The 26,509-nt window shown below is 62.8% G+C and carries 31 protein-coding genes; 17 read left to right on the top strand and 14 right to left on the bottom strand.

The window, feature by feature from the left end:
• A partial coding sequence (locus VMV28_03890) for a hypothetical protein (GenBank protein HUZ79742.1) occupies window positions 1-1,299 on the bottom strand: 1,299 nt, incomplete at its 3' end.
• A gap of 441 nt (window positions 1,300-1,740) precedes the next feature.
• On the opposite strand from VMV28_03890, the gene VMV28_03885 reads away from it, so the two are divergent.
• The 3 genes from VMV28_03885 to VMV28_03875 all read left to right on the top strand — a co-directional run bounded on the left by VMV28_03885 (window position 1,741) and on the right by VMV28_03875 (window position 4,152).
• A complete protein-coding gene (locus tag VMV28_03885) occupies window positions 1,741-2,313 on the top strand; it encodes a hypothetical protein (protein HUZ79741.1) in 573 nt (190 codons plus the stop codon).
• Window positions 2,314-2,697: 384 nt separating this feature from the next.
• Window positions 2,698-3,492, top strand: coding sequence for an SDR family oxidoreductase (locus tag VMV28_03880; GenBank protein ID HUZ79740.1), 795 nt, complete (start codon window positions 2,698-2,700; stop codon window positions 3,490-3,492).
• A 216-nt stretch (window positions 3,493-3,708) separates the two neighbouring features.
• A complete protein-coding gene (locus VMV28_03875; GenBank protein ID HUZ79739.1) occupies window positions 3,709-4,152 on the top strand; it encodes an NUDIX domain-containing protein in 444 nt (147 codons plus the stop codon).
• Between the two features lie 18 nt (window positions 4,153-4,170).
• On the opposite strand, the gene VMV28_03870 is transcribed toward VMV28_03875, so the two are convergent.
• On the bottom strand, window positions 4,171-4,305 hold the full coding sequence (locus VMV28_03870) for a hypothetical protein (protein HUZ79738.1): 135 nt from the start codon (window positions 4,303-4,305) through the stop codon (window positions 4,171-4,173).
• Complete coding sequence (locus tag VMV28_03865; protein ID HUZ79737.1) at window positions 4,306-5,259, bottom strand: MBL fold metallo-hydrolase; 954 nt, start codon at window positions 5,257-5,259, stop codon at window positions 4,306-4,308.
• A gap of 213 nt (window positions 5,260-5,472) precedes the next feature.
• Between VMV28_03865 and VMV28_03860 the strand changes: the two genes are divergently transcribed.
• Both VMV28_03860 and VMV28_03855 read left to right on the top strand, forming a co-directional pair.
• Window positions 5,473-5,793 carry a hypothetical protein gene (locus VMV28_03860; GenBank protein HUZ79736.1) on the top strand — a complete coding sequence of 107 codons (321 nt, stop codon included), beginning with the start codon at window positions 5,473-5,475 and terminating at the stop codon, window positions 5,791-5,793.
• 144 nt (window positions 5,794-5,937) lie between these two features.
• On the top strand, window positions 5,938-6,066 hold the full coding sequence (locus tag VMV28_03855) for a hypothetical protein (GenBank protein HUZ79735.1): 129 nt from the start codon (window positions 5,938-5,940) through the stop codon (window positions 6,064-6,066).
• 515 nt (window positions 6,067-6,581) lie between these two features.
• On the opposite strand, the gene VMV28_03850 is transcribed toward VMV28_03855, so the two are convergent.
• Window positions 6,582-6,881: a zinc ribbon domain-containing protein gene (locus tag VMV28_03850; GenBank protein HUZ79734.1), complete on the bottom strand. Its 300-nt coding sequence runs from the start codon at window positions 6,879-6,881 to the stop codon at window positions 6,582-6,584.
• A 120-nt stretch (window positions 6,882-7,001) separates the two neighbouring features.
• Here VMV28_03850 and VMV28_03845 point away from each other — a divergent pair, with 120 nt between their 5' ends.
• Both VMV28_03845 and VMV28_03840 read left to right on the top strand, forming a co-directional pair.
• A complete protein-coding gene (locus tag VMV28_03845; protein HUZ79733.1) occupies window positions 7,002-7,676 on the top strand; it encodes an O-methyltransferase in 675 nt (224 codons plus the stop codon).
• A gap of 88 nt (window positions 7,677-7,764) precedes the next feature.
• Window positions 7,765-8,496 (top strand): hypothetical protein, encoded by a 732-nt coding sequence (locus VMV28_03840; GenBank protein HUZ79732.1) that lies wholly within the window; start codon window positions 7,765-7,767, stop codon window positions 8,494-8,496.
• 36 nt (window positions 8,497-8,532) lie between these two features.
• Here VMV28_03840 and VMV28_03835 read toward each other — a convergent pair whose 3' ends face one another.
• Window positions 8,533-10,815 (bottom strand): hypothetical protein, encoded by a 2,283-nt coding sequence (locus VMV28_03835; protein ID HUZ79731.1) that lies wholly within the window; start codon window positions 10,813-10,815, stop codon window positions 8,533-8,535.
• Window positions 10,816-11,158: 343 nt separating this feature from the next.
• Between VMV28_03835 and VMV28_03830 the strand changes: the two genes are divergently transcribed.
• On the top strand, window positions 11,159-11,647 hold the full coding sequence (locus tag VMV28_03830) for a hypothetical protein (GenBank protein ID HUZ79730.1): 489 nt from the start codon (window positions 11,159-11,161) through the stop codon (window positions 11,645-11,647).
• Between the two features lie 59 nt (window positions 11,648-11,706).
• On the opposite strand, the gene VMV28_03825 is transcribed toward VMV28_03830, so the two are convergent.
• Complete coding sequence (locus tag VMV28_03825) at window positions 11,707-12,090, bottom strand: VOC family protein (protein ID HUZ79729.1); 384 nt, start codon at window positions 12,088-12,090, stop codon at window positions 11,707-11,709.
• Window positions 12,091-12,624: 534 nt separating this feature from the next.
• Here VMV28_03825 and VMV28_03820 point away from each other — a divergent pair.
• The 3 genes from VMV28_03820 to VMV28_03810 all read left to right on the top strand — a co-directional run bounded on the left by VMV28_03820 (window position 12,625) and on the right by VMV28_03810 (window position 14,947).
• Entirely contained in the window at window positions 12,625-13,263 is a 639-nt protein-coding gene (locus VMV28_03820) for a plastocyanin/azurin family copper-binding protein (protein ID HUZ79728.1), read from the top strand.
• A gap of 131 nt (window positions 13,264-13,394) precedes the next feature.
• Complete coding sequence (locus VMV28_03815; protein HUZ79727.1) at window positions 13,395-13,949, top strand: DinB family protein; 555 nt, start codon at window positions 13,395-13,397, stop codon at window positions 13,947-13,949.
• A gap of 107 nt (window positions 13,950-14,056) precedes the next feature.
• The gene (locus tag VMV28_03810; protein HUZ79726.1) at window positions 14,057-14,947 is read left to right on the top strand and encodes a phosphotransferase; all 891 of its coding nucleotides are present in this window, start codon (window positions 14,057-14,059) and stop codon (window positions 14,945-14,947) included.
• Window positions 14,948-14,976: 29 nt separating this feature from the next.
• Here VMV28_03810 and VMV28_03805 read toward each other — a convergent pair whose 3' ends face one another.
• Entirely contained in the window at window positions 14,977-15,591 is a 615-nt protein-coding gene (locus VMV28_03805) for a hypothetical protein (protein HUZ79725.1), read from the bottom strand.
• Window positions 15,592-15,860: 269 nt separating this feature from the next.
• On the bottom strand, window positions 15,861-16,265 hold the full coding sequence (locus VMV28_03800) for a VOC family protein (GenBank protein ID HUZ79724.1): 405 nt from the start codon (window positions 16,263-16,265) through the stop codon (window positions 15,861-15,863).
• A gap of 246 nt (window positions 16,266-16,511) precedes the next feature.
• Here VMV28_03800 and VMV28_03795 point away from each other — a divergent pair, with 246 nt between their 5' ends.
• The 3 genes from VMV28_03795 to VMV28_03785 all read left to right on the top strand — a co-directional run bounded on the left by VMV28_03795 (window position 16,512) and on the right by VMV28_03785 (window position 18,232).
• Entirely contained in the window at window positions 16,512-16,901 is a 390-nt protein-coding gene (locus tag VMV28_03795) for a VOC family protein (protein HUZ79723.1), read from the top strand.
• 137 nt (window positions 16,902-17,038) lie between these two features.
• A complete protein-coding gene (locus VMV28_03790) occupies window positions 17,039-17,512 on the top strand; it encodes a hypothetical protein (protein HUZ79722.1) in 474 nt (157 codons plus the stop codon).
• A gap of 183 nt (window positions 17,513-17,695) precedes the next feature.
• Window positions 17,696-18,232, top strand: coding sequence for a DinB family protein (locus VMV28_03785; protein ID HUZ79721.1), 537 nt, complete (start codon window positions 17,696-17,698; stop codon window positions 18,230-18,232).
• A gap of 213 nt (window positions 18,233-18,445) precedes the next feature.
• On the opposite strand, the gene VMV28_03780 is transcribed toward VMV28_03785, so the two are convergent.
• The 5 genes from VMV28_03780 to VMV28_03760 form a co-directional block, all read right to left on the bottom strand.
• Window positions 18,446-19,417, bottom strand: coding sequence for a prenyltransferase/squalene oxidase repeat-containing protein (locus tag VMV28_03780; GenBank protein ID HUZ79720.1), 972 nt, complete (start codon window positions 19,415-19,417; stop codon window positions 18,446-18,448).
• 1,058 nt (window positions 19,418-20,475) lie between these two features.
• Complete coding sequence (locus VMV28_03775) at window positions 20,476-21,627, bottom strand: FAD/NAD(P)-binding oxidoreductase (GenBank protein HUZ79719.1); 1,152 nt, start codon at window positions 21,625-21,627, stop codon at window positions 20,476-20,478.
• A 21-nt stretch (window positions 21,628-21,648) separates the two neighbouring features.
• On the bottom strand, window positions 21,649-22,005 hold the full coding sequence (locus VMV28_03770) for a DsrE family protein (GenBank protein ID HUZ79718.1): 357 nt from the start codon (window positions 22,003-22,005) through the stop codon (window positions 21,649-21,651).
• Window positions 22,002-22,343: a metalloregulator ArsR/SmtB family transcription factor gene (locus VMV28_03765; protein HUZ79717.1), complete on the bottom strand. Its 342-nt coding sequence runs from the start codon at window positions 22,341-22,343 to the stop codon at window positions 22,002-22,004. Before VMV28_03765 ends, VMV28_03770 begins: the two co-directional genes overlap by 4 nt.
• Window positions 22,344-22,553: 210 nt before the next feature.
• Window positions 22,554-22,949 (bottom strand): hypothetical protein, encoded by a 396-nt coding sequence (locus tag VMV28_03760; protein HUZ79716.1) that lies wholly within the window; start codon window positions 22,947-22,949, stop codon window positions 22,554-22,556.
• 292 nt (window positions 22,950-23,241) lie between these two features.
• On the opposite strand from VMV28_03760, the gene VMV28_03755 reads away from it, so the two are divergent.
• From VMV28_03755 to VMV28_03745, 3 genes are all read left to right on the top strand, one after another.
• The gene (locus VMV28_03755; GenBank protein HUZ79715.1) at window positions 23,242-23,589 is read left to right on the top strand and encodes a zinc ribbon domain-containing protein; all 348 of its coding nucleotides are present in this window, start codon (window positions 23,242-23,244) and stop codon (window positions 23,587-23,589) included.
• Window positions 23,590-23,640: 51 nt separating this feature from the next.
• Window positions 23,641-24,327, top strand: coding sequence for a zinc ribbon domain-containing protein (locus VMV28_03750; protein ID HUZ79714.1), 687 nt, complete (start codon window positions 23,641-23,643; stop codon window positions 24,325-24,327).
• Window positions 24,328-24,458: 131 nt separating this feature from the next.
• Complete coding sequence (locus tag VMV28_03745; protein ID HUZ79713.1) at window positions 24,459-25,652, top strand: zinc-ribbon domain-containing protein; 1,194 nt, start codon at window positions 24,459-24,461, stop codon at window positions 25,650-25,652.
• A gap of 150 nt (window positions 25,653-25,802) precedes the next feature.
• Here the strand turns inward: VMV28_03745 and VMV28_03740 are convergent, their stop codons facing one another.
• Window positions 25,803-26,390: an aldo/keto reductase gene (locus VMV28_03740; GenBank protein ID HUZ79712.1), complete on the bottom strand. Its 588-nt coding sequence runs from the start codon at window positions 26,388-26,390 to the stop codon at window positions 25,803-25,805.
• Between the last annotated feature and the right edge of the window lie 119 nt (window positions 26,391-26,509).

The following is a 26,509-nucleotide window of genomic DNA, read 5'->3' as shown; positions in this document are numbered from 1 at the left end:
TCCTGGCGGCGAAGGCGGACTCGTGGGTCCTCCTGCTCCTGCGGGGGGACTGAGGAGGACCCGATCCTGTCCGACGTTTCCCACGAAGGTCCAGCCCGCGTCGAGGTAGCCAGGCAGCTCCTCCACGCTCACGAGAGCCTGTTTCTTGGCCGGGGGCGAAACCCGCTTCAGGGTGAGCTCCCGGACCTGCGCGAGGTTCGCGAGGTCAACCGCCTCGAGCTCCTTGTCAGAATATCCGAGCGCCCCGAGGAGGGTCCGGGAAACCTCGCGTCGCACATCGCCCTCGGATGGTGCATCTCCGGTCAGTGTGGGCTCGCATCGTCGGAACGCCTCCCGCATTTCCTCGATGAGGTCCCCGGGAAGTCGGTTCTTGTTGAGCGAGTAGCGGGCAGTGATGTCACCTTTGTGCCCGCCCCAGTGGACGACGAACCGATGTACGACCTTCGCTTGGCCTTCGGCGACTCCCAGGCGGGTCTCGAAGTAGACGCGGAGCACGTAGGGACGGTCCTGCATCCCGAGGGCTCGAAACGCGGCCCGGACTCCGTCGCCTACGTTGATCGCGCGCAGGAAGCGGTTCGCGCCTCGTCCCGGGCTCACCAGGTCGGTCGCGCGAGTCAGCTTCTCGCCTCGAGCCAATCGGTATCGAAGATAATCCTCGATAGCTCGGCACGTCACGGACGGAGCGAAGGTCACGTAGGTGTGGCGTGCCTTCGAGATCCCTTCCCGTACGATGACCAGTGCGGGGGTCTTTTTGAATCGGGGTCGATCTCCGGTAAGCTCGAGCTCCGGGAGGTCCCCGAGCGTCAACCCATCTTCGCCGAGGTAGTCCCCGACGACCTCCGGCCGGACCCCGCTGTAAGCCATCAAGGCGCAGATGACGCGGTTTCTCACAGGGGCGCGGGCGAGGACCGCCCGGACTTGCTCCGGCGTAGGGGCGACCTCATCCACGAGCGTCGGGGTGGAGTCACGTCCGCGTACGTTGACCCCGCGCACCGACGGGCGGCCCGCGTGCTTTCGCCACGAATTGACGGCCTTTACGGTGCTGTGGATGTAGGAGCCGGCATGCTTCGCCTTCGACTCAGCCTCGACGAAGTCGAGGACCACGTCGCGGAGCGCCTTGTCGCCCAACTTCGCCAAAGCCTCAGGGCTGGTCTTCATCGCCCGACAGAAGGCCGCGAGCCTCCGGGCGTAGACGTCCGCAGTGGCTCGACTACCCTGGGCGACGTTTCGATGCCAGCGGCGGCGGTCCTCGCCTTCCGCCAGGAAGGGCTCGAGGCGTGGGGTGCGATCAGGGGCCATGGAAGGGTCATTGTTGGCTGGGTTCTAATAGCTTATCATCTTAGACCCGACTGGGCCCACTTCTCGTGAGGGAACCATACAGAGCGCATCGACCTCCGGCTCTTGGGCCGGGGCCTCCCGGAGGGGTTGCAGGTTGCGCCGGGACGGGCTCGTCGGTTGTCGGAAGCCCGTGCGGGCGAGGAAGATGCATCCCGGAGAAGAAGATGCCCTCGCCTGCCCCCAATCTCCCGAGGAGTGGAGAAACGTCCGGAACCCGGCGACGTATTCCCGGGTGCTACCCGACTTACGAGTTCGTCAACTCGGATTGACCCCGGCTATAAGAACCCGCTTTCGAGACTCCTTGTTGACGCGTGCGCGTTAGGAATCGAAGGAGAGACCATGGCCACGAATATTGAAGGCTCCACCGAGACCGGCATAGCCACGAAACCGAAGCGATTTCCGTTGCGAGCAGTCGTTGCCGTGGTCATCGCCCTGTTCATCTCCAGCGGGGCCCTCGCCTATGAGCTCGGGAACCAATGGGGCGCGCCCGGCACCAGCGGGAATCCCTCGGCGATCCCGGTGATCCTCACCATCAACAACCCGTTCAATACGGCCAACAACGGATCCATGGACCAGTTCGCGCCGGCGAATCTCTCGGTTACGGCCGGTGCCCTCCTCGAATTCGTCATCGTGAACTATGACAGTGGCGTAAACCCACCGCCTCCTCAGTACGCGACCGCGAGCGGGGTTGTCGGCGACTGCATCTACGTGAGCTCCTCGCCGGCGGGCCTGGGACCCTGTTCCCACTCGCTCCCCGAAGATCAGATCGCCCACACGTTCACCATCCCGATTCTGAACGTCAACGTGCCGGTCCCCGCGGCGACGAACGTCACGCCCGGAAGTAGCGGAGCCCAGGTGATCTTCTTCGTGTCCTTTGCGAGCGTCGGCTCGTACACGTGGATGTGCATGGCGCCGTGTGATCCCACCTCGATGCAGGCGCCCGGTTTCATGAGTGGTACCGTTACGGTGACCTAGAAGTTGGTGGTGTGGGGAGAAAGTGTCGCGATTTCGTTGTCCTGAAAGGGCCGTCGCGGAGCCGGAAGCCCAAATGGGCGGTTCTACAGAAACGGATGCCCGAACGGAGGGACCATGCTGATTCTTACCAACTCTCCGGTGGTCGTGGCCACAGCAATCGTCGTCGTGGTGCTGGCTACGATTCTCGGTTGGTTGGGTATCGACTATTGGCTGTTCCGGGTTTCGCGTCGCGACTAGTTCCTGGACCGGATCGGAGGTCCGGCGGCCGGATGGCCGAAGGATCTTCGACGCGTGCCCTATCGGCTCCGGTGCCTCGACCGCGGGTAGATTCGAGTTGACCTTACCCATATATTCGCCTCCGGCTATCCGCGTGTCGGTGCGTTCATGAAGACCTGGGGGGAACTGTTTGACTTCAAGGGCAGCGTGGCGATCGTTACCGGTGGGGCGATGGGGATCGGCGAGGGCATCGCGCGACGGTTCGCCGAACAGGGGGCCACGGTCGTCCTCGCCGATGTCGACGAGAGTAAGGGCAACGAGGTCGTACGCGATCTCGCCCGCTCGGGCGAGGGGAAGCCACTCTTCGTGCGGACGGACGTCCGTGATGTTGCCCAAGCCGAACGGCTGGTCCAGACTACCGTGGCGGAGCGAGGTCGACTCGATATCCTGGTCAACAACGCCGGCATCTTCCCACTCGCTCCGGCGATGACCACCACTCCCGATCTCTGGAACCGCGTGCTGGAAGTGAACCTACGAGGTCCGTTTTTCCTGACGCAAGCGGCCGCTCGTCAGATGAAGAGCCAGGGAACAGGGGGCAGCGTCGTCAACATCGCTTCCATCGACTCGCTCCATCCAACGGATCAGCTCGCAGCCTACGATGCGTCGAAGGGCGGGTTGAGGATGCTGACGCGATCCCTCGCGCTCGAACTCTCGCCGCTCGGCATCCGCGTCAACGCGATCGCGCCGGGAGCGATTGCAACGCCGGGAGTCGCGGCGATGGGCGCCGGTGCGAGCGCCTCCGATATGACCAAGATGCTCGAGGCGTTCACAGCCCGAACTCCGCTCCGACGGATGGGCGAGCCGGACGACATCGCCTGCGCCGCCCTGTTCTTGGCGAGCCGAGCGGCGAGCTACGTCACGGGTGTGACGCTCGTGGTGGACGGCGGGTATCTCCTCTCCTAGATTCCAAGGGCCGATCCCGATTCTGGCCAGAGGAGATCCCTCCGCGGCGAGAAGGGCGTGTCCCACTCGGGCGGGGGCGACATCGTCCGAGGATCCGCCCAGGTTCGACGGTGCCCTGATTCAGGATCTGGCGCAGGGTTCGCACCCCGACCTCCGAACGGACCAGGCTCGAGCGCGTGAGCAAACGCTTACGTCCAATTGCTGCTCGCATCGTCGATGGCCCGGAACCTCCGTGCAGAGGTGTGCGTCGGAGCCGCCATCTTTCGTGGCCCGGAACTCCTCCTCATTCGGCGACGCAAGGATCTGAGAGCCTTTCCCGGCACGTGGGACATCCCCGGGGGCCATGTCGAGCAGGGAGAATCCATCTCGGAAGCGCTTCGGCGGGAGGTCATCGAGGAAACCGGATTGTCCATTCGACTGGGCGCTCCATTCCATTCGGCGCTGTTTGACTATCCCGTCGGGCGAGGTCGGTCGGTCCCGACCATTGAAATCGACTTCCTCTGCAGGCCCCAGACCCGTGCGCGGCCGAGGCTGAATCCCGCAGAGCACACCGAATTCGCGTGGGTCCGTCAGGACGACGCTCCGGACTACCCCACCACGGAACTGCTGACGCGGATCATCCGCGCCGCGTTCTCAACAAAGCCGGGATCCCGAAGCTGACGCGGGAGGGACCTTAGTCTAGTGGAGGTTCCCTGCAATAGGCTTGGCCCACGGTTCAGCGTCCCGAAGGTCGACACGCGGGTCGATCAGCTGCAGACCGCCGATCAACTCGACATCCGCGCGTAGGCCGACCGGATCTGGTTCCTCGGCCACTCATCGTCCAGGGGGCGGCTTCGGATAGGCCAACTCGAGCTGGTACGCACGAGCGACATTCTCCGGGAACATGAACGCAAAGCGCCAGTCCCGGTACCGCTCGGGGATGCGGATTTGGCTCGCCTCCTCCATTGAAAGGCCCCGTCGGACCGCCCGAACGGCCATTCCATCGAGATCAGCAAGGTAACGCGACACAACCCGAAGCGTGCTTCCCGGGCCCATCGGGCCGTGTCCGGGGAGCACCTGCTGGGGGCGGAGCCCCTGCATCCGGCGTAGGATTCGCATCCAGCTATCGGGCCAGCCGTCGCCGATCGATGGATGGAGGCCGACCATGGCGAGATCCCCCGCGAAGAGGATTCGCTCGTCCGGCAGATATCCGAAGACATCGCTCGGGGAATGGCCTCCCCCGTACGTGATCAGGTGCAGGGAGCGACGAGATCCTTCGAGGACGAGCTCCTCGTCGAACGTAACCTCCGGGGGAACGATCCGCGGGGGATTGGGCGATTCAAGGACTCCGTGGAACCACGCGCGTACGCGGGGACGATCGGCCGGAGCGATGGTTGACTTCGATCCATCCATCGACTTCAGCTCCTTGGGGAACTCGCGGCGACATTCAGCGAATTGGTCCCGGCTTTTGCGGAGCACCACTTCCCGAACCTTCCGGGAGGAGACCACACGTCCGCCGTCGAACGCGGAGTTTCCCCAGATGTGGTCACCGTGCCAGTGACTGTTGACGACCCAATCGGGTTTCCGTCCCGTGCATCGCTCGGCGGCACGAGCCAAATCGGCGCCGGCCATCGGGGTCAGCATCGAATCGAATACGACGGTGCGACCTCCGAGGTCTACAATCCCGGCGTTGCAGAGCCCGTAGCCCTTCGTACGGGCGATCGCGGCGTAGATTCCCGGTCCGAGCTTCTCGATACGGAAGTGGGGGCTGGCGCGTACCGCTCGCATGGGGCCTGCATGCCACGCGATACTTAGACCTCTAGCGAGCGCACTCTGGAGTTCGAGAGGACCGGGTTTCGAGCGGATTCCCGAGCGCGGTGAGCCGCGTGCCCACGGTCCGGCGGATTCGGTTGCGACCCGATGGGAGACCCATTTTCCGAGAACTTGGCCCGCTCAGCCGGAACGGGAAGGCTCTTCTACACCACTGGTCATGCTGAACCGATGACAGACAGCAAGCCCGCCACGCCGATCTCCCAGCTGAAGGCCAATCAGACGGCCACGGTCCACGCGACCGTCAAGTCCTTGGAAGCCACTCGCGAGATTCCCAGCAACGACGGAAGCACGCGCAAGGTGCGCAACGCGAACCTCAAGGACCAGAGCGGCGAGATCGTCTTCACGCTGTGGGCCGGCGAGGTCGACATGGTCCAGGAAGGCGACCACGTGATGATCACCGATGGATGGGTCAAGGACTACAAGGGCAAGCCCCAGATCTCCCTCGGACGCTCGGGCAAACTTACCAAGGTCCCGAACGCCCCCGCGTAAGCGGGCCAACGCAGATTCGGGTCCTGTCGCGCGGTGCGGTTCGCGCCGGCGGCAGGAGATAGACTCCCTTAGCGTAGCTGCCGGGCAACGGACAGTTCACAGCACGAGCGCGAGTTTAAGCGGGTGGCAAGCTCTCTCGCTTCGATGACCGACAAGTGCGAGTACTGCGGAGATTCCCTCGCAGACGATTGGGTCGCCTGTCCGAAGTGTGGGAAACCGAAGTACGGTGGAAAGCCCCTCGTGGAGATCGTCCCCAAGGAAGAGAAGCGCTAGGTCGCGTTACCAGGGTGGGCATTCGGTCCGGCCCGTCGCCTCGCGCGCCGGTGCGACAATCCTAGCATGCACCGGTCATCCTCGGAACGAACCACTATCTTCGTTGCCATCGTGCGATCGTTTCGACCGAGTCGCGAGCCCGACGCAAGCCGTCGTTCTGCTCCCGAATCACATCGAAGATTGCAACCGACTCGTGAAGTTGTGCGAACCAAGACATAAAGAGCGAGCTCGTGGATAGGGATTGAGTATGCCGAAGGCGAAGGCCGGGAAGAAGGGCGCGAAGAAGGGAAAGAAGACCGCGAGGAAAGGAAAGAAGAGTCGCCGTTAGGCGATCAACCTTTCCGCGGCCCCACCCAAGTGGGGTGGGGCCGCCACATACCCCTTCGCGCTCCCCGACACGACCGTGGAAGGCCGTTCGGAATCGCTCTGAAGAGTTCTACCCGTTCCATCGGGGGCTAACGCCAGTCATCTCGCCCCGGAGCCCCGACCGAGACGGGCCCTAGGGGACCCGCCCTTTAGGGAGGGACCGCCGGGAGGGGCTTGCCGCAGGATCGGCAGAAGCCGGCCTGCTTCGAGTTCGAGGCCCCGCACGCCGGGCAGAAGCGCTCGCCACCGGCCGTCACCGGGAGCGGAGCCACCGGCGGCGGAGCGGTCGCATACGCTTGGAACTCCTGCACCGGGACCTTCTCGCGCGTGAAGTAGTAAATGATCGCAATCGGCCAGCAGAGGATGATCAGGACGACCAGAATCCAGAGCGTGTACTTGCGCTTGTACTCAACGGGGCCCCCAACCATGGTGGTCTGACCGGTCGCCATCGGACGGGCGTATCCGTGGGGGGTTATAGACCCAGCGGCCGGGGCCGTACCCGTGGATCCTCGCATCGGGCCCGGGTTCCGGCTTCGTGATGAGCGGGCTTGCTCCCGATCGAGGCTACCATGGCCACCGATCAGTGGGCCGAGGTCGACGATTACATCTCGAACCTCCTCGTCGCATCGGATTCCGTACTTGAGCAGGCGCTCATCGACAGCCGCATGGCCGGGTTGCCCCCCATCCATGTCTCACCGAATCAGGGGAAGCTGCTCCAGATCCTGGCACGCGCGCTGAGGGCACGCTCGATCCTCGAGATCGGGACGCTCGGTGGGTACAGCACGATCTGGATGGGACGCGCGCTACCGGCGGACGGGCATCTGATCACTCTGGAAGCGAACCCGCTCCACGCCGAGGTCGCGCGGACCAACATCGGGCGAGCGGGCCTGGATCACATCGTGAGCGTCCGTCCGGGAAAGGCGCTCGATACGCTCCCGGTGCTGGCCGAGGAGAAGCTCGGGCCGTTCGACCTGACGTTCATCGATGCCGACAAGCCAAACAATCCCGGCTACTTCGAATGGGCGCTGAAGCTCTCGCATCGCGGCAGCGTGATCGTTGTCGACAATGTCGTGCGCAACGGAGCCGTCCGGGATTCGAACTCCTCGGACCCCAACGTGCTCGGCGTGCGACGCATGAACGATCTCATCGCCGCGGAGCCTCGAGTGAGCGCCACCGCCATCCAGACCGGCGGCAGTAAGGACTGCGATGGCTTCGCGGTCATCCTCGTCGACGACGACCTATAGATGGTCCAATCGGAAGATTCTCTGACGGCCCGGTCCGAGCTTCCCGGGCCCGCCGCGGTTATGAGACACGTTCCCTCGTCCAGGACCTGTGAGGGGTCAGGAGCCGGTCGCGAGGCGCGCTGCAGCCGTCCTGTGGACCGGTGGCAAAGACTCGGCGCTCGCCCTGCACCTCGCCGCACACCGCGCGAGGTACCGCATCGACCGCCTCGTAACATTCGCGCCGCCTCGAGCTCGGTTCCGCGCGCATCCCCTCGAGGTCATGAAACTTCAAGCTCGGGCCCTCGCTCTACCGCATCGGACCATCGTGATCCGCAAGCCATTCCGAGCTTCCTACGCGCGAGCACTTGGGCAACTCCAGGCCGAGGGGATTGAAACCCTGGTCACCGGCGACATCGACCAAGTGGGTGGTGCGCCGAACTGGATCGCCGAGCTCGCTCGGCCCTTCGATCTCGAGATTTTTGCGCCGCTCTGGCAGCGATCACGAACCGGGATCCTGCGGGCCCTCATCCGATCTCGTTTCGAGACGATCGTCTCGTGTGTGGACGATTCGAAGCTGGGACCGGAGTGGCTGGGCCGGAGGCTCGACCCGGAAGCGCTGCGCGACCTCCGGGGCCTGTCGCGCTCGGCCGGGGTCGACCCGGCAGGCGAACAAGGCGAGTACCATACGATCACTCTCGATGCCCCGATGTTCCGTAAGCGGCTCATCGTGCGGAGCTGGACACCGAGCCGATCCGGACCATGGTCGTACATGAGGATTCGCGAGCTCGCGCTCGTCGACAAGCGATCTCCCAGACCCGGGCGTGCCCGGTTGGGTGTGTGAGGCCCCGGGGTCCGCCCTAGCCCCTCTCCGTGTCGCTCATTTCGCGCCGGGCGGAGGGTTCGCCGGGCGCTGAGCGCGAAGGAGGAATGCGGCGGCCAAGATCGCGATCACGATCACCACAATCCCACCCAGCAGCACGTACCCCGCCGTGGTAGGCAGGCCAAGGAAAGTACTTCCCGAACTCGAGGAGCTCGACGTGATGGTGACCGGGACCGACGTTTGTACGACCGCGCCCCCGAGTTCTGCCGTCACAGTAACCGTGAGAGATCCCGTAGCGCTTCCGGCGACGAACGTGGTCGCGCTGCCCGAACTATTGGTAAGTTGCCCGAGCGAGGAGCTGACATTCCAGGTGAAGGCAGTGCTCGTGGGGCACGCGCCCCCCGTACAACTGATCGAGCTGGTCAGCGCGAGGCTCGAGTTGATGTTCACCGATACGCTCGAAGGCTGCACCGTTACTGCGCTCAGAGTGATGTTCGACAGGATCGAGATTGAGCTGCTGCCGGTGTTGGTAACATAGACAAACCCATTCGGAAGCTGGCCGGCAGCGATCGGCTCCGCACCCACCGCAATCGAGCCCACCGTGCGCTGGAGAGGCACGGAGATCACCGAGAGGTTCCCGGATCCATAGTCGGCGACGTACATCAGGCCCGAGGGGCCATTCGCGAGGATCCCCTCCGGCTCGCCCCCAACGGGGATCGTTCCGGTGATCTCGTTCGTGCTGACGTTGATCCCGAACACGACATTGGTCAGGAAGGAGGAAACGTAGAGAGTGCCATCGGAACCGTCGTACGCCATGAGCGTGGGCCCAGCCGGGACGGGGAGGGTCGCGGTGACCGTGTTCGTCGCGGTGTCGATCACGCTGACGCTGCTGGACCCGTAGTTCGTAACGTAGATCTCTCCCGGACCCTGGGGAACGTACGCGAGGCCATACGGAGTCTTGCCCACGGTGATATTGGCGACTATGGTCCGGGTGGCCAGATCGATCGTCTCGACGAAACCGGCGTGCCCGATCCCTACGTACATGTATCCCGTCGCCGGGTCGATCGCCATGCTCGTGGGCCCGTCCCCGGTCGCGATCGTGCCGACGACCGCATCGGTGGTTCCGTTGATCGCACTGATGTTGTCCCCGAGATGGTTGTCCACATAGATGAGCTGGGTCGCCGGATCGTACACCGCGAAGGCCGGCTCGTTCCCGCTCTGGAGGGTCGTAAGAACCTGGTTCGCGCTCGGATCGATGACATCCACTCCGGGACTGCCTCCAATGGGGACGAACAGCTTGTTCGTCGCGGGATCGTAGGCGAGGCCGCGGGGGGATGCTCCCACGCGAAGAGTTCGTGCGACCTGATTGGTGGACGGAGAAATCACGCTGATGTTGAACGAGCCCTGGTTCGCCACGTAAATCCCGTCTGGTTGGGCGCTCACGGCAATGGGATGGACGCCCACGGGAATGTCGGCCACGATGGCGTAGGTCGTGGCGTTGATGACCGACACCGTGTACGATGCGTTGTTCGCTACGTAGACTTGGTGGCTCTGCGCGCTATAGGCCAAGCTTTCCGGATCGATGTCGACGGCAGGATTGGCGACGACGGAGTTGGTCGAGACCGAAATGACACTCACATTGTCCGAGCCATCGTTCGCGACGAAGACGTTGCCGGTGTCCGTATCCACGGCCAGCGCGATGGGGTGGATGCCGACGGCTACGATGGCGACCACGGCATTCGTGAGGCTGGAGATGATGCTCACCGAGTCCGAACCTCGATTGGCGACGTAGATCAGTCCGTTCAGACCGTTGTAGGCGATGCCGTAGGGTTGCGATCCCACGGGGATGGCGGCGATCTCGCGGTCGGTCACGTCGGAGAGCACGGCCACGGTCGAGAGTCCGGATTCGGTGACGTAGATGTTCCCGTTCCCGAAGTTCTTCGCGACCCCCGTCGGCCGGGCCCCCGTTGGCAGCGGCACGGATGCCACGACCCGATTCGTGGCCGGAGAGATCACACTGAGATTGTCGGAGTAGAAGTTCGCCACCCAGATCTGATTGCTCTGGGTCAGGGCCACCGGATACAGACCTACGGGGATGTCGGCGAGGATCCCGCCGGTCGTGGAGTTCACCACCAGCACGTTGTTGCTCGAGCAGCTGACGAACAGTTCGCCGGTTCCGGGAAGGGCGAGAACCCCCAGCGGGCCGTCCGGTTCATGGATGACATAGGGCGCCGCGCGTTGCCCGTTGCAGGAGTTCAGCTGGGAGTTTTGAGGGTAGAGCACGTTGTTGAGGGTATCAAGGGTGTACGCGACGTACGCGCTCCCGCCTGGGCTCCCCATAGTGAGTGTGCTCTCCGTGGCAAGATGAGTTCGATCGGTCGGTGCCGCCGCGTTCGTGGCAGCTGCCGCCACTGAGAGGGGCGTTGCGATGGTCAGGAGGGTCACTAGCACGACGATGCCGAAGATCTCTTGTGCTGGCCGGGAAGATCGACCTTGGGGGGAGTGCACGGGAGGAAGTCCCGCCATGAACTGCGGGACATAGGAGCTGCTATAAAAGGGCGGTCCGGAAAGCCTCTCGGCCGAGGTTCTCCCGGCGGATCGGGTGGAGCTCGTTCCCCGATCGAGGGTCAGCCTTCGTGCTTCCGGAAGTCAATTGAACACCCTCGCGACTGCGCGGACGCGTATGGAACGATGGCCCCCGCCCCAGTACAGAATCCATGTCGAGTTCCGAGCGCCGAGGACGTTCGTCTATCGTTGGTGTACGGACTACCAGCCGGACGACGGCACCTTCACGGGAGAGACGTACGATCGGCGCATCCTCGAGCGCTCGAAGCACAAGGTCGTCTACGAGGATCTCTGGTGGGAGCCCGACGGGTGGCGCTGGCGACGCACCCTCGTCACACTCGACCCACCCCACGGCTGGAGAGCCGATTCCATCGGGAACGTCCGAACGGCGCGGATCGGCTACCGTCTCGCGGAACTCGATCGGAATCGCACCCGGCTCACCTTGACGATGCGGCGTCGTCCCGGGCTGAGGCAGCGGAGTCAACCCTCGAAGGCGGTGCTCGAGCGCGAGCTGCTCCAAATGTGGCGAGGATTCGGTCGTGCGCTGGAGGCGGACTATCGCCGTTCTCTGAAGAAGAGACAGGCGGGCGGCTCGCCCGCGCGCTGAACGGTGGCAGCCCAGTACCGGTCCGCGTTCGTCGGGAACCCCGAGGCGAGGAATCCTGGCTAAACGCGTTGCCCGTACGACCAGCCCCGCTTGTCGATCACATCGAACAAATTGCCATCCGGGTCGGCCAACGTTACGAAGTCTTGCCCTGGCGCCATCGATCGTTCGAGCGTCGCCCCGAGCCCGAGAAGTCGTTGGGTCTCCTCCTGCGGATGCGAGGAATAGAGGTCTAGATGAAGGCGATAATCTCGGAGTGGCCCTTCCCGGGTGAGGTACAGTGACAGGTTCGGACCCCGGCCCTCGGGATCCTTGAGGACGACCCCATCGGGCCCGGGGGGATCGCGTGGGATGTAGTGGAGTGCTTCCGTCCAGAACGCGATCATGCGAGGGACGTCGGTGCAGTCGATGACGATCGAGCCAAGCCAGAGCCTTCCCTGCTCCATTGAGCACCCCAGGAGAAGCCGGAGAATGAAGTTGACGAGGTGGGCAGTTCCTCCGCGACATCGGATCGCGCTCTAGAGAGGGTCGGCGAATCCTCGATCAGCTATAACGGACGGTGCGATCGATCGCTATCCCCTCGCGTACGGCCTCGGACACGGTGCAGAGTTGAGAAAGGTCTCGACAGAGCGATCGAACGGGTCCGGTCGGCCCCGTCGACGGTGAATCCGAGAAGGGACCTCCGCGAAGCAAACCGTGAAACGGCACCTCTCGACTTGTTCCAGATAGACGCGACTCTTCTCTGCTGACAAAGGTACACTATTCTCCCGGCATGATTCCCTCACGCGGAACGAGCATCGCCATTCACGGGCCCTCGGAGCTTAGCGATCCGACGAGGCTCGGATCGAGTTCTTCAACAGAGTAGCTTGCCGGAGTCCGGGGCGCCGAGCTCCGGGAGGCAGCGCACGAGGCTCGTGTCGATCTTCACGGACCATCACCAAAGGGATATGAATGCTGACCGACAGTTTGTTGATGATGTAATGACCGCCCGTTCCGTGGGCCTTCGCCCCCGATCCCCATCCACCAAGGATGGCTGGTCCGGGAAGCTGACTTCTCTCATCCTTAGCGTGACCCTTGTCGCGGTGGTGCTATTTGGTGTCTTCCCGGCCGTGACCCATGCGGAGGTCTCCGTACCCACGACCGCTGAGTTTGTCAACGTCAGCGCGACCGGCTCGTTCAGCTTCGTGCCGAACACGTTCACAGTGTCGCCAGGAACTACCGTCGACCTGACCGTCACACAGCTTGCGAACTTCAACCATACCTTCACTCTCTCTCCAGTGGTGAATGTCACGATCCCGTCCTCCTCCACCCCGGCCCAGGTCCGGGCATTCTTCAATGCCCATGCACCGATCGTGAACTTGAGCCTCGGGCCGATAGTGGGCCAGCAGTACTCCGCAACCTTCACAGCTCCGACCACTCTCGGCGCCTACGAATTCGTTTGCTTGATCCACTTTCCCTCGATGACCGGGAGCATGTCGGTGGCGAACACGCCACCCACTTCCGGGAATAGCTCCAACTTCTCCACTCTCGAACTCGTCGCAATAGGTGCGGTGGTGGGAGTGGTCGTCATAGCGATCGCATTAGTGGCGTGGAGTCGCTCCCGCCGCCGGGCTCCTTAGGGCGCCAACTTTCTCCTTCCCCGGCAGGCGAAGCTACGGTCGGCGCGCGAGACTCCTCGCACGAATCTGAGAGACGGTCCGGAGCAAGGGGCCCGGCATGGAGCTATCTCCGACTCTAATCTCTCGATATTATGCGGGAGCTTGACACGATCCGGGACTGGTTCGCATTCAACGCCCGGGCCCGTCGCGGCTATCTGGAGACATTCGCGAGGTTGCCCCGGAAGGAGCTCACGCGAGAGCGTGGCGCGTCCTATCCGACATTGCTCAAAATCATGGAGCACACCCTGGATGCGAATCGGATCTGGATCCAGAAGGCGTCCGTGGGTGAGGAGGAGGCTCCGTACATCGATCTCGGCCCGGATCCTTCCCTAGACGAGGTCCGCCTGTACGAGGACCAGGTTCGTGCGGAGATGGTACGATTCCTCAACGGACTCACGGAGGAGGATCTCGACCGAACCTTCCGAATCCCTAAGGGCGGAGGATTTCCTAGCGATCTCGTGCTTTCTGTCCGCGATATGCTCTGGCACCTCGTCGAGGAGGAGCTCCAGCATCGAGGCGAACTCAATGCCTTGCTTTGGCAGTTCGATGTCGATCCTCCGATCTTCGATTGGATCGACTGGATCAACTGGATCAACGTACCAGAGCGGGGCCAACCGGTGGCCGGTTCCCAGCCAGTCCGAGAGTGAGGTGTTCTCCATCGCCGCGTTGCGGCGCGCCGTTCGACGGCGGGTTCCGCACTCTCGAGTCGCCGAACCTCTCATGAAGCTCCCGGAGATCTGGGGATATCAACGCGATGCCCAACCCGACAGATCCCCGACCGTACCGCCACCTCTTGGCCCGGTTGCTGCCTTCCTTCGGCATCCATCACGCTCGACCGATCGATACCGGCTGGGGATCGTTCATCCTAGAGGTGAACCACGAGTGGATAGTCCGCTTTCCCCGGGGTCTGGAGGATTCCCGCCGGGTGGAGGCTGAAGCCCGGCTCCTGAACAAGCTAGCCCTGCGGCTTCCGGTTCCTGTGCCTCAGTACAAGCACATCTGCAAGGACGCCGACGGCCGACTCCGCCTGGTGATCTATCCCAAGATCGTGGGTCGGCCCCTACCTACTCGCAATCTCTACGGGGCGATCTCACGGCAATGGCAGGCGGACATCCTCAGAACCCTTCAAGCATTGGAGCGCTTTCCGCGACACCTCGGGCGATGGCTCGGGGTCGAGTGGAGCGCGGAGCGAGGGCGCACGGCTCGATGGAGGACGCTCTATCCAAGAATCCGGAGACGGGTTCACCCACTTCTCTCGCCCGCAGTGCGAGCACGAGACCGCACGTACTGGGAATCCTTCCTCCGGGACGAGGCGAGTCTCAAGCGTCCCCCAACGCTCAATCACGGAGATCTGTTCCCCTACCACATCATCGTCAACGATCGTGGAGTCGCCGGGATATTGGACTGGGAGAGCGCCTGTTATGAGGATCCGGTCGGGAACCTCACGGGCCTTCCTCTGGCCGATGGGTTCGCGGCCCGAATCATCGATCGAGCGTTGGGAGACTCCGCCTCGGTTAGCCGACGACTCACTTTTCATCGTCACGCGGTGCCCGCGTACTCCGTGCTCTACGGGCTGCAGACTAAGAATCGAGATAGAATCCGAATCGGCCTCCGCAGTTACTCGCGGACGATCCCACCGTTATGAGCCCGAAGGAGAGGGAAACTTGTCTTGGTTCAAACCCTCTTGAGCCAGAACCGCGATCCTCGACTTCGCTTTCCCTTGAGGTCCCCGCCGGCGACCACTATCAGGATGGCGCAGCCAAGAAAGACGAGCCCCAGGACAAGCGCGTTGTAGGAGAAGACGAGGAGGCTAGCGCCGAGCACCCCGAAACCAAGAATCGTAGTGGCGGAGAGGAAGACGATGTAGAGGACATCTATGGAGGCAATAGACTTCCACGGCGCGTACGACTCCCCGATTGTCTCGGTCAGTCGCATTCCATCGCTGGCAATCGGGCTTGTGCCTTCCAACTCGACCGCTCTCTGAGCGGCTCCTCTCTGGATCATCCGAGTTCGCAGATCGAGATCGAAGATTCCTAGGATTAGGGCGTAACTGGCAAGGATAATCGCGAGCTTCACCGTGTTGGGTACCGCCTGCGACGATGAGTTCAAGGGAAACTCGATCAACCCCTGAGCGGCGAGCAATCCTGCGACGAAGGTCATTCCGTATTGCCGCAACCCGGCCAACTGGGTGTCAGCGTTATCCACAACAAGCCGAGCCTCCTTCCACTCGTCCGTTACACCTAGCGCGATCGAGGGGTCGATACGGGGGGACGGAGCTGGATCCGCCATCAGGTCCCTATAACCTCTCGATATGAAAAGTCGTCCGACCGGGCGAATCGAGGTCCCTAGCCTCCAGGGTAGGGTGGTGACCCAGTCGGTTGCGGAACCTCCTCTGCGGACCCCGAAGCTGCCCGACTTGCGAGTTTGGGGTCAAAGCCCTTTGAATGTAGTTCCCGGCCGCGGGTGGGACAATCTGTCCTCGAATCGGGTGGCTCGTCGACCGATTGTCGACGATGGATGCCTGTACTTCGAGCGCTCCGGCGCGGGCTAGTCCTCCGTCACATGGGAGGGAAGTTCTGCCAGAGCATCAAGAGATTACCCTCGGTATCTTTGAAGAACGCGGACACGCCAAAGGAGTCGTAAGCGATCGAACCGTCCAGCTTCGATTCCCGACTCATTCGCTCGGGTCGCTGGAACTTCACACCCTTGGCCTTCAGCCTGGCTACGGTTGATCTGGCATTCTTAACGAGGAGCACGGAGTACGCCTGGGATCTCTTCTCGCGCTTCTGCGGGGTAACCAACCAGATATCACTGCCACCGACCGTGAGTGCGGCCCAGAAGTTCCTCATCGCGCCCCTTCCTCGGTACACGACCTTACCCCCAAGAGCCTTAGTGTAAAACCGGATGGCGCGGTTCATATTGCGGATCGGGACTAGTGTCACCCATCGTGTTCCTGTGGCCATCGTTCTCACCTAGTGTGTCCTCGGCTCGCCGAATCCGAGAAGCAAACCGGGGCTATCTAAGTATCCCAGACCTTCCCCCAGACTGTCTGCAGGCTGCATTAACTGCGTCATAGATACAGCATCGCGTGAGGCCCTATCCCTAGCCTGGATGTGTGGTGTGAGAAGTTGAGATCTCAGGTCAGTAGCGACCTGCTTCTTTGAGAGGGAGAAACGAAACTTTAACCTCGCCGGGACCTTTCAGGTGTCATGGCCGAGATGATCACCGGGCTTCACGCCGTGACGATTCACATTCGCGACGTTCAAAAGGCACGAACCTTCTATCGAGATGTTCTAGAATTGAAGGAGATCGGTTTCGACGAGAAAGTAGGCCGGGCCAGCTTCGCTCTCCCGGGGACCTCAACCATCCTGAAGATGCATGTCCAGGGATCCGATGAGGGAGGACGACAACCCGGAACCGTTTCGGGCATCATGTTTCGACATCCTGACCCGGCTGCGGCGTGCGCGGAGATCCTGCGTCGCGGCGGAACGGTTGCGAACGAGGCGAGACTTGTCCAGCTCCCGCACGCCTCCTTCGTTCTAGGCGTTGTTGCCGACCCTGACGGAAACGAGTTCATCATCACGAACCGCACCGACTAGTGTGCTCGACGCTTCTCGAATGTGATGCGCGATCACATACGCGCCCTCCTCGCTTCGCTCCGGGTCCAAGGACGGCCCCCGTTCACGCTAAATGACTGGGGATTCGTAGTGAAGCTCGGCGGGAGCTCCAGGGGTCGATGACCAACTCGGTTTCGATTTACAAGATTAGGCGAGTTTTCCGTGCCCCGCTTCCCTTCGTCTATGCGTGGTGCACCGATTACACCAACGCAGATCGTAGACTCCAGGGCGACCCCGGCTCCCGTCAGATCATCAAGAAGACCTCGCGTAGCGCGCTCTATGAGGACCTGAACGAGACCCCCCACGGATGGATGTGGAGCCGTCAGACGGTCACCTTTCAACCGCCGGACCGATGGCGCGCGACGGCTATTGGTAACTACCGGACATGGAACCTAGAGCATTGCCTACGCCAGTTGCCCGATGGGCGGACGGAGTTCACCATGCGCGGTGAGCGACGCGCGACCTCTCTGGGCGTAACGAACCCGCCGAAGACCGTTCTCGAGAGAGAGCTCCAGATCATGTGGCGCAACCTCGGAAACGCCCTCGAGCGGAGCTACCGGGCGCTGCGTCCTAGGACCTCCAGCCGCCGGTAGCATTCTTCGTCCAAGCGCCAGGGGAATGCTCGGAGGAGTGACCTCCGACGACCGTCGAATCCAGGTGAGATGCTCGGGCCATCAGGTGTGCGCACGCTTCATCTTGAAACCAGTCTGCGGCAGGCCCGGCCAGCCGCCGCCTCCGAAACTGCTAAGCAGGAAACCAGTTGCTCTGCGAGCTCGATGAGCGAGCATGCCGGACCCCCTGACCCTGAACTCACCACACTTCGACGATTCTTTCGATACATTGCGGACGCCCGGCAGGTGTACCTGGAGACCTTCTCGCGATTACCGTCGGATGCGTTGCAGAAGGATCGCGGAGCGAGCTTCCCGTCCATTCTGGACATTTTCGGTCACGCATTGGATGTGTACAAGAGCTGGGTCGTTTACGCATACGCTGATGGCAACGAACCGGAAAGCAAGAGAGCGGGCTGGACGCTCCCCGAGTGCAAAGTGCTCGCTACCGAAGTCGCTGGGATCCTCGATAGGTTCCTCGCATCCCTGACCTCCCCTGACCTCGACCGCGAGTTCACGTTCCACTGGATACCGGGCGACGAGAGTACCCGAACCTCGATGATCACTCGCGACATGCTCTGGCATCTGGTGGAGGAGGAACTTCAGCACCGGGGCGAGATCAATGCCCTCCTTTGGCAGATGGATATCGATGCACCCACCCTGGGCTGGGAGGACTGGGTCAAGACTCAGGCGAAGACCCGCTGAAGCCTCAGTGCGCCCGGGCTTCCCCGATCAGAGCGCCCGCTCATGGTAACGAAGATTGACTGATCGGTGGACGTGCCTTCATTGCCTCTTGCGCGTGGTTTTCGCGAGTGGCCGGCCAATGTCTCAGCTCGGTCCTGCTCTCAAGGGCCGATACCGAGGAATCGTGTTCTGCGCAGCCGCCTTGCGGTGTGGACAGAACCGCGCGGAGTGAGATCAGCGCGCCGCGGTGACCCCGTCCACTCGATCGAGCACCCTCCGGGCGATCAGCGTGATCATCTTGCTCGGCTTAGCCGGCATCTCCAGTCCGAACGGTGTCGGCGCCCGCTTGGGGTGCTGCCGAAACCAATCCGCCATACCACCTTCGACATCCGGGTGCAGGGCATCGAGGTTCCACCGTCCGTCCTTCCGGCGTTTCTTCTTCAGGACCGAGAGAGCGAATCGGAGCCTTCGGTCGTCCGAGTACCCCAGGGACGTCAGGAGATCGAGTCCTACCAAGAGATCGTAGTAGTAGTGTACGGGGTAGTGAAAGCGGTACCAAGGTTCGTAGTGGTCCCCCTGACGATGAAGCTCCCGCTCCAAGAAGAACTCTGTCGCCTTCTCGACCCGGTCCTTCATGGCGGGCGTCCACTTCTCCCGGGGGTAGGCTGCGAACGCGCTGAGCCCCTCCCAAGAGTCGAGGTTCCGGCCAGATCCCCAACAGGACCAGCCTCCAAGGTGACTTGCGTTCTCGACCAGCCAATCGAGAGTTCGGCGCACCGCGGGATGGTCCTCGTATCCGAATTTGATCAGCGCGCGCGCTGTGTTGCCGGCGGTGCATAGGTGGCCCTTGGTTCCACCGTCCGGCCCGAACGAACCATCCGGAGTGGCGAAACGTCGCATCCAGAGCTCAGAGGAGGTCCGGATCATCGGCAGCGTTCGATCGACACCGAGGTCGGAAAGAATGAGGAGCTTCCAGTTGGTGGAGACGTACTTGGGCTGGTAGAGGCTCTTCGGGTCGACCCACCAGCCGCCGGGCTGCCGGTCAGCGAGGAGGTCGGCCGCCCAGCCGCGCTCGATTATCGCTCGTTTCGCCGCCCGAACATCGGGATCTGACTCGGACTTGCCGAGGAGATCTCGCAACGCCAGATAGCGAACCGCGGGCTGGTCGTCCTCAAGCAACCAGTCGAGTACCGCGCGAGATGCCATTCGACGCGGATTCGGCACTCAGTATTTGAGGGGAATCAACGGGTCCGTTCTCAGCGTTGCTGAAGGATTCTCTCTTGGCACCGGTGGGCACGACCTAATCGTTCGAAGAGATCGGATTCCCCCCGGTTGGATTCAGCGCGCACCTTCCTGCGGTGGAACCGTGCTGGTCCCTGTCTGGGGTCCGGGTTCGTAGAGCCGCTTGTATCTGCTCCAGAATTCGGTTCGAATCTCTGCCTCGCTACGGCCGGTCGAGTAAGCCGGCGAAATGAGGGGGGCGGCCTTCTCGACCCGGACAAGGACCAACGACCGGATCCGTTTCGGCGCATCCCTCAACTTCGCCCGTTCGAAGAATCGAAGGCCTTGCTCAAATCGGGGGCCCCCACGGAGTACCTCCGCCCGCCCTTTGAATCTCCATCCCTTGCGAAGAACCGGGTCGACCACATTGACTTCGACTCGCGCGTCCCGCTCGAGATTGGCGACCGTTCCCGGGGAGTCGAGATCGGCAAAGACCAGATGATCATTATCCCAGACCGAGACCGTCCCCTTAGGGGAAAGGTTCGGACTCCCATCCTTACATATGGTCGCGACGAATCCTAGTCTTTGTTGATCAACGAGCTGGCGCGCCGCCAACGGAATCGTGGGATTTCCGGCCAAGTCACCCATTTCAATCACCCAGTACGGATCTCTGCCTATTATCGCTTGAGAACGTCCACGGAGACGGACCCGGCCTTAGACAAGCTCCCTACAGATCGAGGGAAAAGGGTCGGTTCCGTGCGTCGGGAAATGAGGGAATCTGCCCGTGGCGTTTCGGGGGCCCACCTGAGGGTTTCCCACGCTAGGCATTTCGATCGACAGGGCGACAGCGGGCCTGTCGTTGGCCGGACTTCTGCCTATACGATAGATCGCCCAGACTTCGCATTAGCCGACAGACTTGCGGAGGAAAGTGCACTCAGTATCTCTTGAGCGTAGTCTCCGAGGATGTTCGAGGCATGCCCTGATTTCGGGACAGGGATGATCCGGAGTGGTCCCTGTGTCGCATTCCGGATACGCTCTGCCGATCAAAACCAGTGGTGCATCCAATACCTCTCGAAGAGTATCTTCTGCATGTGATAGACACCACTTGGGGGCCGGAAGTTGAGGTCCGGATGAGGCTCGGCCAGAAAGTTGCCCTTCAAGAAGGCACTCTTCCCCCGTGATACTTCAAGAAAGCAAGCCCCCTCGCCGTCCCATGTCTCTGGATGGAGCCTGCCGCGAACCTCGGCCGAAATGTTGTGGGCCACGACCTTCGCCTGTCCGTGTGCGAATACTCCTGCCTTGGGAAGAGTAGGAACGTACCCATGCGGGGTGGGAACGACCGTGATGTCTCCCACCGCGTAGATGCCCGGTTCCTTCGTCCGGAGCGTATGGGGGTCGACGGGAACCCATCCCGACCCGTCCGTCAGACCCGCCTCGACCACTACCTTCGGGGCACGGTGGGGCGGGATACAGATGAGCAGATCGAACGCGATAGAGTCACCTTCTTCGAACCAGACCGTCCGTTCGCCGATCTCCCGCACCTTGCGCTTGGGGTGATAGGAGACTGCGCGCTCTCGGAGCATCTCCGCGACTCGGCTTCCGTTTTCGGGACCGGCGGCGGGAAGGGGGTTGCCCTCAGGGGAAAACAGATCCAGTTCGACCCGGTCTCTCATTCCGCGCCGACGGTAGAGATCGTCGAGGAGGAATGCCATCTCATAAGGGGCCGCGGGGCACTTGAAAGGAAGACGCGCTATCCCGATGAGGATCTTGCCTCCCCAGAACGACCGGACGGCCTCCCCCATTCGGACGGCGGAATCGAGATCGTACATGTGGTGGGCCCAATGGGAGTACCCGGGTACGAGCTCGGTGTCATACTCGGCACCGAGCGCGATGATCAACTGGTCGAAGGGAACACTCCCGGCTGAGGTGTGGACGACCCTCGCCCGTACGTCGAGGCCGTTGACCTCTGCCTCGCGCACCTCGATGCCCTTCGATCGCAGCGATTCGAGCGGTCGCTGAACCTGAGAGGGCTCCCGGAACCCCGTTACCAGCCAGGGGAAGGAGGGCGGGAACTGGAAGTTCTTCTTACGCTCGATTAGGATGACCCGGGCCCGGTCTCCTAGGTTCTTCTTCGTCTCGACGGCGGCAACGACGCCGCCCACTCCGCCCCCGAGGACCACGATGCTCGCCGACACGTCCCTTCCGCCGTGGGACGTTCAGAAGACCAGGGTCCTATCGGCCCACAGGGTCCACTCCGTCCACTCGTCCAAACTGCTCCGGCGGGTGCCTGCGGCCAGCTCTGAGTCCTTGATCCCCCGGCCCTCCATACAGGTCCCGCAGACTCCGATCACGCCGTTGCGGAGGACAACCGCCTTCACCATGGTCTCGATGTTGTAGTAGCCTTTCGGGACGGACTGGCCGGCTTTCGCGCACGCAGCCGCGTCGCCGACCAGAAATACTCGAAGTTCAACGGTCGGATCGGTCTTCAGCAGGTTCGCTGCGAGCCGGAGGGCATTGTAGGCCCGTTCGGTCCCGTAGGGAGGATCGTTCACCGTGATCAGCACCTTCGTCATGAGTTCTTGCCTCTTGGAGTTGGCTCGAGCAGCCTTCGGTTGGCCCGGATCTGCTCGACCATTACCTCACGCATCAGGTCGAACGCTTCCATGACCTTGGGGTTCTCCACCCGGTAGAAGACCGTAGTCCCTTCTCGACGCGACCGGAGAACCCCCCGGGCGCGCATGAGCGCCAGATGCTTGGATATCGTGGGCTGGCTCATCCCCATCGTCTTGGCGAGCCTTCCGACCGAACTCTCACGATCCCTCAGGCGACGGAGGAGGCAGATCCGGGTGGGATTCGAAAAAACTTTGCAGACCTCCGCGTGCATCGCGTCCAGTCTCCGATCCTCGTCCATCCTCACGCTTCGGGCGATCGGTAGACTTGGCCGTATTTTATCTTTTAGGCATAGAGGAATGATATCCTTCTTCCGGATAGCGAGTGTGGGATGCCGGATGAGCCACGCACCGACCGTTCCGACGGAGCAGCGATCGCGGTTTCGGGCGCGCCGGATGGATGCAGAGACCTATGCGGGGCCGGGCATGACCCGAAGGGGTGGGGTTGGATCTCAGCGGGTCGCGCGCAGCTCGTCGAGCATCTGCCGGTACTGGTCCGACGTAATCTCCCCCCGAGCGAAGCGCATCCGGACCTCTAGGATGGGGTCGGGAGGCGTGGACGTCGACACGACCCAGGGCTGCGGGGACCGAGGTCGGAGGAGCAAGGCGATCAGCAGAACCAGGAATACCAGCGGTATCGCCATCATCAACGCGCCGATTCCCCACATCCAGCTCCAGTTCCCGCCCATCATCCAGCCGTAGCCGCTGGAGGTAGTCGATAGACTCCACGCCGCGATCGTGACTACGAATACAAAGGCGATCAAGATGACCGCTGCCAGAGGAAGCAACCATCGACGCTCGTCGCCCGTCGCAGCTGAAGGAGAGGAATGGCTCTGCATGTCGGCCACCTACCCATACATGCGGCGGGCCGCATTAAGGCCTGCGAGCCGAATATCGGATTGACCCGCGGCGGGTTCTGGGCTACCGAGAGTGCTAGGGCCCCCCCTCGAGGCCTTTCGAAAGTTCGCCGGTGGTTTCCCACGCGAGGCATTTCGGTCGATGGGACGGGGTCCATCCAGCGGAAACGACCCTGCGGTTCGGGTGGCTTAGCTCCGGGGTCGACCGGTTCGACTGGCGTGCCAGACTCGGCACAGAGGGGCTACGCAGGAGGTTTTAGTATTGCGTTCAGATACCGTTCTGATGCCTGGGTACAAGAGAGCGTGTCGATTCTGCGGCCAGCTGGTCGACGAGGACTCCGTCGTCTGCCCGTTCTGCACTCGGGCCCATCCACTCGTGCCGGTCTGTCCGTACTGCGTCGCCCCCATCGACCTCGCTTGGACCGTCTGCAACTCCTGCAAGAAGCCCCTTACAATCCCGTGCCCGAAATGCGCGAGCCCCGTCGGGCCCGACACCGACGTCTGCGAAAAGTGCCATGCCGTTGTTCGCTACCGCTGCCCGGCGTGCGCGGTAGTGGTGGTCCTCGACGCAAAGAAGTGCGATCGGTGTGGGGCGAAGCTCAAGGATTACTGGAAAGCCCAGGGGCACTGACGGGGACCCGCCTGCTGGAAATTTATAGTGGACCGCCCATTCGCGCTCGGGGTGACTTCTACGGCACTGCTCGACCACCCGAAGAACGTCGACGATTTGAGCAACGACAAGGGATTCCAGTGGAAGTTTCACTGCGACATCTGCGGGAGCGGATACGACTCTAGCTTCATCGCTTCCAAGAGCGCGGCCTCCTCCCGGCGGTTCGGGTTCCTCAGCTCGGGTCTTTCCGCCCTCGGGAGCGCGGCGAGCAGCGCCGGCGGCAGCCTCTCAAGCGGACTCGGAGGGGCGAGTCAGGCCGCCGGAGGGGCGAGCCAGTTCCGAGGCATGTCCGCCGACTGGCACAAAGAGCACGACAACGCCTTTGCTCAAGCCGTCAACGAGGCAAAGATCCACTTCAAGATCTGCCCGAAATGCAAGCTCTACGTCTGTCCCAACGATTGGAACAACGAAGCGGGGTTGTGCACCACCGACTCGCCGTCGCTCGCTGCGGAGATGCAGGCTACCAAGGCTCAGGCCCGGGTCGAGCAGATGCAGACCGCGGTCAGGGCCCAATCGCAGTATGACGGTGACTCGACCGACCGCGCCACGATCTGTCCGGTCTGCGGCAAACCCTCGGGTGCGGGAAAGTTTTGCAACAACTGCGGAGCCCCGCTCGGGTTTCGGGTCTGTCCGAAGTGTCAGCACCAGAACCCATCGACGGTCGGCTTTTGCGGGGAGTGCGGCGCGAAGCTCGGGTGACCCGGTAGACCATGTGCCGGTACTGCTTCTCCGAAGCGCCGTGTGACCACGGAGCCGAAAAGACCCCGGGCTCCGCGTGTACATGCTCGCTCGCGGGGCCGAGCAAGTGCCCCGGCTGCGGATGCGAGTGCATGCCCTGGCACTGGGGCCTCGGGTTCGTGGGTCCACTGTCCATCCGATCGTTTTTCGGGGTCGGGGGTGACGAGAACCCCGGCTTCTCTGGATTCCCTGCGTCGAAGACCCAGATCGTAGAGGCGGCCCGTGAAGCGCTTCAGGAAGCGGAGGCCGACATGGCCGATGTGGGTTGGCTCTCCGGAAACCTTCCGGACGGGACGTTTCGGGACATGGGCGAAGTATTCACTGCGCTGATGCCGGTCATTGCCTGCCGGGGGCAGGACGCTTCCGCGCTCGTGACGGCGCTCCCGATGACTGCGGTTGCGTCGGGGACACGGATGGTGGTCGGCACCGACCAGTCGGCCGTGCTCGTCGGTTCGGATGGTCGACCTCTGGATAGTTTTGGACCCGGCGAGCACCTCCTATCGCGAGAGGGCGCTCCTCGAGCCGCCGCCGAATCCCGACCGTTGGCCGCCGGATTCGCGAGATCCGCGATCGACGCCACGCCGGTCTTCGCATCGACCCAGGAAATCCGAACGTCGCTGAACCGATCGACCCATACCCGTTCCGGGGAGAGCGTTGCCGTTCGTGGAAGCGTAACGGTCTCGATCGGCGCGCTACCCGAGTTTCTCGCGAAGGTGGGCTCGCGGCCACGCGGGCTCTCGGCCGCCGAGGGAGGGACGGAGATCGCCAAGATCCTCGGAGCGGCCCTGGAACAGACCGTTGCCTCCCACGAGCTGGGAGAGCTGACGGGGACGGGCACCCTTCTCGAAACAGCCGTTCGCTCGGGGGCCGCGCAGGCCGGCCTCCGCGTCCAGGCGCTATCCTTCGAGCCGGTTGCTGCTCTGTCGGCGGTGGATCAGCTAACCGCGGTTCAGGAGATGCAGCGCCGAGCGCTCGCAAACATGCCACCCGAAATGCAAGCCAAGATCTCGGCCCAGATGGCGCAGGCGATGGAACGGGCCCAAGCCGGGAGAGGGACCGTCGCGAGGGGAACGAGCGCTGGAACGCCCCCGGTCCCCGCCGCCCCGAGTCGCGCCACTCCCGTCGCGTTGGCGTGCCCGTCGTGCCAAGCTCCGAACTCTCCGGACCGCAAGTTCTGTGGGAACTGTGGCAAACCCCTCTCCTCCAAGCGCGTGTGCGCTAGCTGCGGGAAGGAGGCGGAGCCCGGCGTGAAGTTCTGCGGTAGCTGCGGTGCCCGGTTAGCGTGACTCGCAACCCATAGGAGTGACGAAGCAGAGAAGCTGCATTCAGGAGACCGTGTCGAAGTCTAGGAATGCCTTCGAGCACGCGGTGCGATCCGAACTCGCGATCCGGAAGGCTCTCGACCCTCCATCTGGACGCTAGAGTCGCGATGCCCATCAGGGAATCTGCGCTGGGTTCATCCGACTGACGCCACCGCCGCCCCGGAGCCCGTCGAGCCTCGTGACTTCGTCCCGGGTGAGGGAGAAGTCGAAGATCCGCGCGTTCTCCGTGATCCGCTCTCGATGCACCGACTTCGGGAGGACGATGAACCCGTGTTCGACCCCCCATCGAAGCAGGATCTGCGCCGGAGTGCGGCCGTGCGCCTGGGCGATGCTGGACACCGTAGGGTCCCCGAATCGAAGTCCGCGGGTCAGCGGGGCCCACGCTTCCAGCCGGATTCCTCGGCGCTCGCAATAGCCAGCGAGCTCCGGATCGTAGACGAACGGATGGAACTCGACCTGGTTCACCGCCGGCACCGTTTTCGAGCTCGCCGCGAGCTCTTCGAGGTGCCGAACGGCGTAGTTGCTCACGCCGATGGCTCTGCAAACCCCTTCGCGTTGGAGCTTCTCCAGTCCTCTCCAAGAATCGATTCGATCCTGGGGAGAGTTCGCCCGAGGCGAGTGGATGAGATAGAGGTCGATGTAGGAGAGCCCAAGCCGCTCCAGGCTCGCGTGTGCGGCCTTCTGACCTGCCTTCCCGCGGATTTAGGTAGCAGGTAGATACTCGCTCGCTCCGAGGGTGGCGAGGAGTTCCTTCTGCTCCTTGGTGAGACGGGTGCACCATTCCCGGACCGATTTCCCCGCCCCAAACCGTACCCACGAGA

The sequence above is a fragment of the Thermoplasmata archaeon genome (assembly GCA_035532555.1).
Taxonomy (GTDB): Archaea; Thermoplasmatota; Thermoplasmata; order Lutacidiplasmatales; family UBA184; genus Lutacidiplasma.
This window is presented reverse-complemented; position numbering and strand designations above follow the sequence as displayed.

Bases quoted from the DNA above. Each gene is read 5' to 3' on its own strand.
- VMV28_03880 (HUZ79740.1), top strand. From the start codon at position 2,698: ATGAAGACCTGGGGGGAACTGTTTGACTTCAAGGGCAGCGTGGCGATC.
- VMV28_03875 (HUZ79739.1), top strand. From the start codon at position 3,709: ATGGCCCGGAACCTCCGTGCAGAGGTGTGCGTCGGAGCCGCCATCTTT.
- VMV28_03865 (HUZ79737.1), bottom strand. From the start codon at position 5,259: ATGCGAGCGGTACGCGCCAGCCCCCACTTCCGTATCGAGAAGCTCGGA.
- VMV28_03860 (HUZ79736.1), top strand. From the start codon at position 5,473: ATGACAGACAGCAAGCCCGCCACGCCGATCTCCCAGCTGAAGGCCAAT.
- VMV28_03855 (HUZ79735.1), top strand. From the start codon at position 5,938: ATGACCGACAAGTGCGAGTACTGCGGAGATTCCCTCGCAGACGATTGG.
- VMV28_03850 (HUZ79734.1), bottom strand. From the start codon at position 6,881: ATGGCGACCGGTCAGACCACCATGGTTGGGGGCCCCGTTGAGTACAAG.
- VMV28_03845 (HUZ79733.1), top strand. From the start codon at position 7,002: ATGGCCACCGATCAGTGGGCCGAGGTCGACGATTACATCTCGAACCTC.
- VMV28_03835 (HUZ79731.1), bottom strand. From the start codon at position 10,815: ATGGGGAGCCCAGGCGGGAGCGCGTACGTCGCGTACACCCTTGATACC.
- VMV28_03830 (HUZ79730.1), top strand. From the start codon at position 11,159: ATGGAACGATGGCCCCCGCCCCAGTACAGAATCCATGTCGAGTTCCGA.
- VMV28_03825 (HUZ79729.1), bottom strand. From the start codon at position 12,090: ATGGAGCAGGGAAGGCTCTGGCTTGGCTCGATCGTCATCGACTGCACC.
- VMV28_03820 (HUZ79728.1), top strand. From the start codon at position 12,625: ATGACCGCCCGTTCCGTGGGCCTTCGCCCCCGATCCCCATCCACCAAG.
- VMV28_03815 (HUZ79727.1), top strand. From the start codon at position 13,395: ATGCGGGAGCTTGACACGATCCGGGACTGGTTCGCATTCAACGCCCGG.
- VMV28_03810 (HUZ79726.1), top strand. From the start codon at position 14,057: ATGCCCAACCCGACAGATCCCCGACCGTACCGCCACCTCTTGGCCCGG.
- VMV28_03805 (HUZ79725.1), bottom strand. From the start codon at position 15,591: ATGGCGGATCCAGCTCCGTCCCCCCGTATCGACCCCTCGATCGCGCTA.
- VMV28_03800 (HUZ79724.1), bottom strand. From the start codon at position 16,265: ATGGCCACAGGAACACGATGGGTGACACTAGTCCCGATCCGCAATATG.
- VMV28_03795 (HUZ79723.1), top strand. From the start codon at position 16,512: ATGGCCGAGATGATCACCGGGCTTCACGCCGTGACGATTCACATTCGC.
- VMV28_03790 (HUZ79722.1), top strand. From the start codon at position 17,039: ATGACCAACTCGGTTTCGATTTACAAGATTAGGCGAGTTTTCCGTGCC.
- VMV28_03785 (HUZ79721.1), top strand. From the start codon at position 17,696: ATGAGCGAGCATGCCGGACCCCCTGACCCTGAACTCACCACACTTCGA.
- VMV28_03780 (HUZ79720.1), bottom strand. From the start codon at position 19,417: ATGGCATCTCGCGCGGTACTCGACTGGTTGCTTGAGGACGACCAGCCC.
- VMV28_03770 (HUZ79718.1), bottom strand. From the start codon at position 22,005: ATGACGAAGGTGCTGATCACGGTGAACGATCCTCCCTACGGGACCGAA.
- VMV28_03765 (HUZ79717.1), bottom strand. From the start codon at position 22,343: ATGGACGAGGATCGGAGACTGGACGCGATGCACGCGGAGGTCTGCAAA.
- VMV28_03755 (HUZ79715.1), top strand. From the start codon at position 23,242: ATGCCTGGGTACAAGAGAGCGTGTCGATTCTGCGGCCAGCTGGTCGAC.
- VMV28_03745 (HUZ79713.1), top strand. From the start codon at position 24,459: ATGCCCTGGCACTGGGGCCTCGGGTTCGTGGGTCCACTGTCCATCCGA.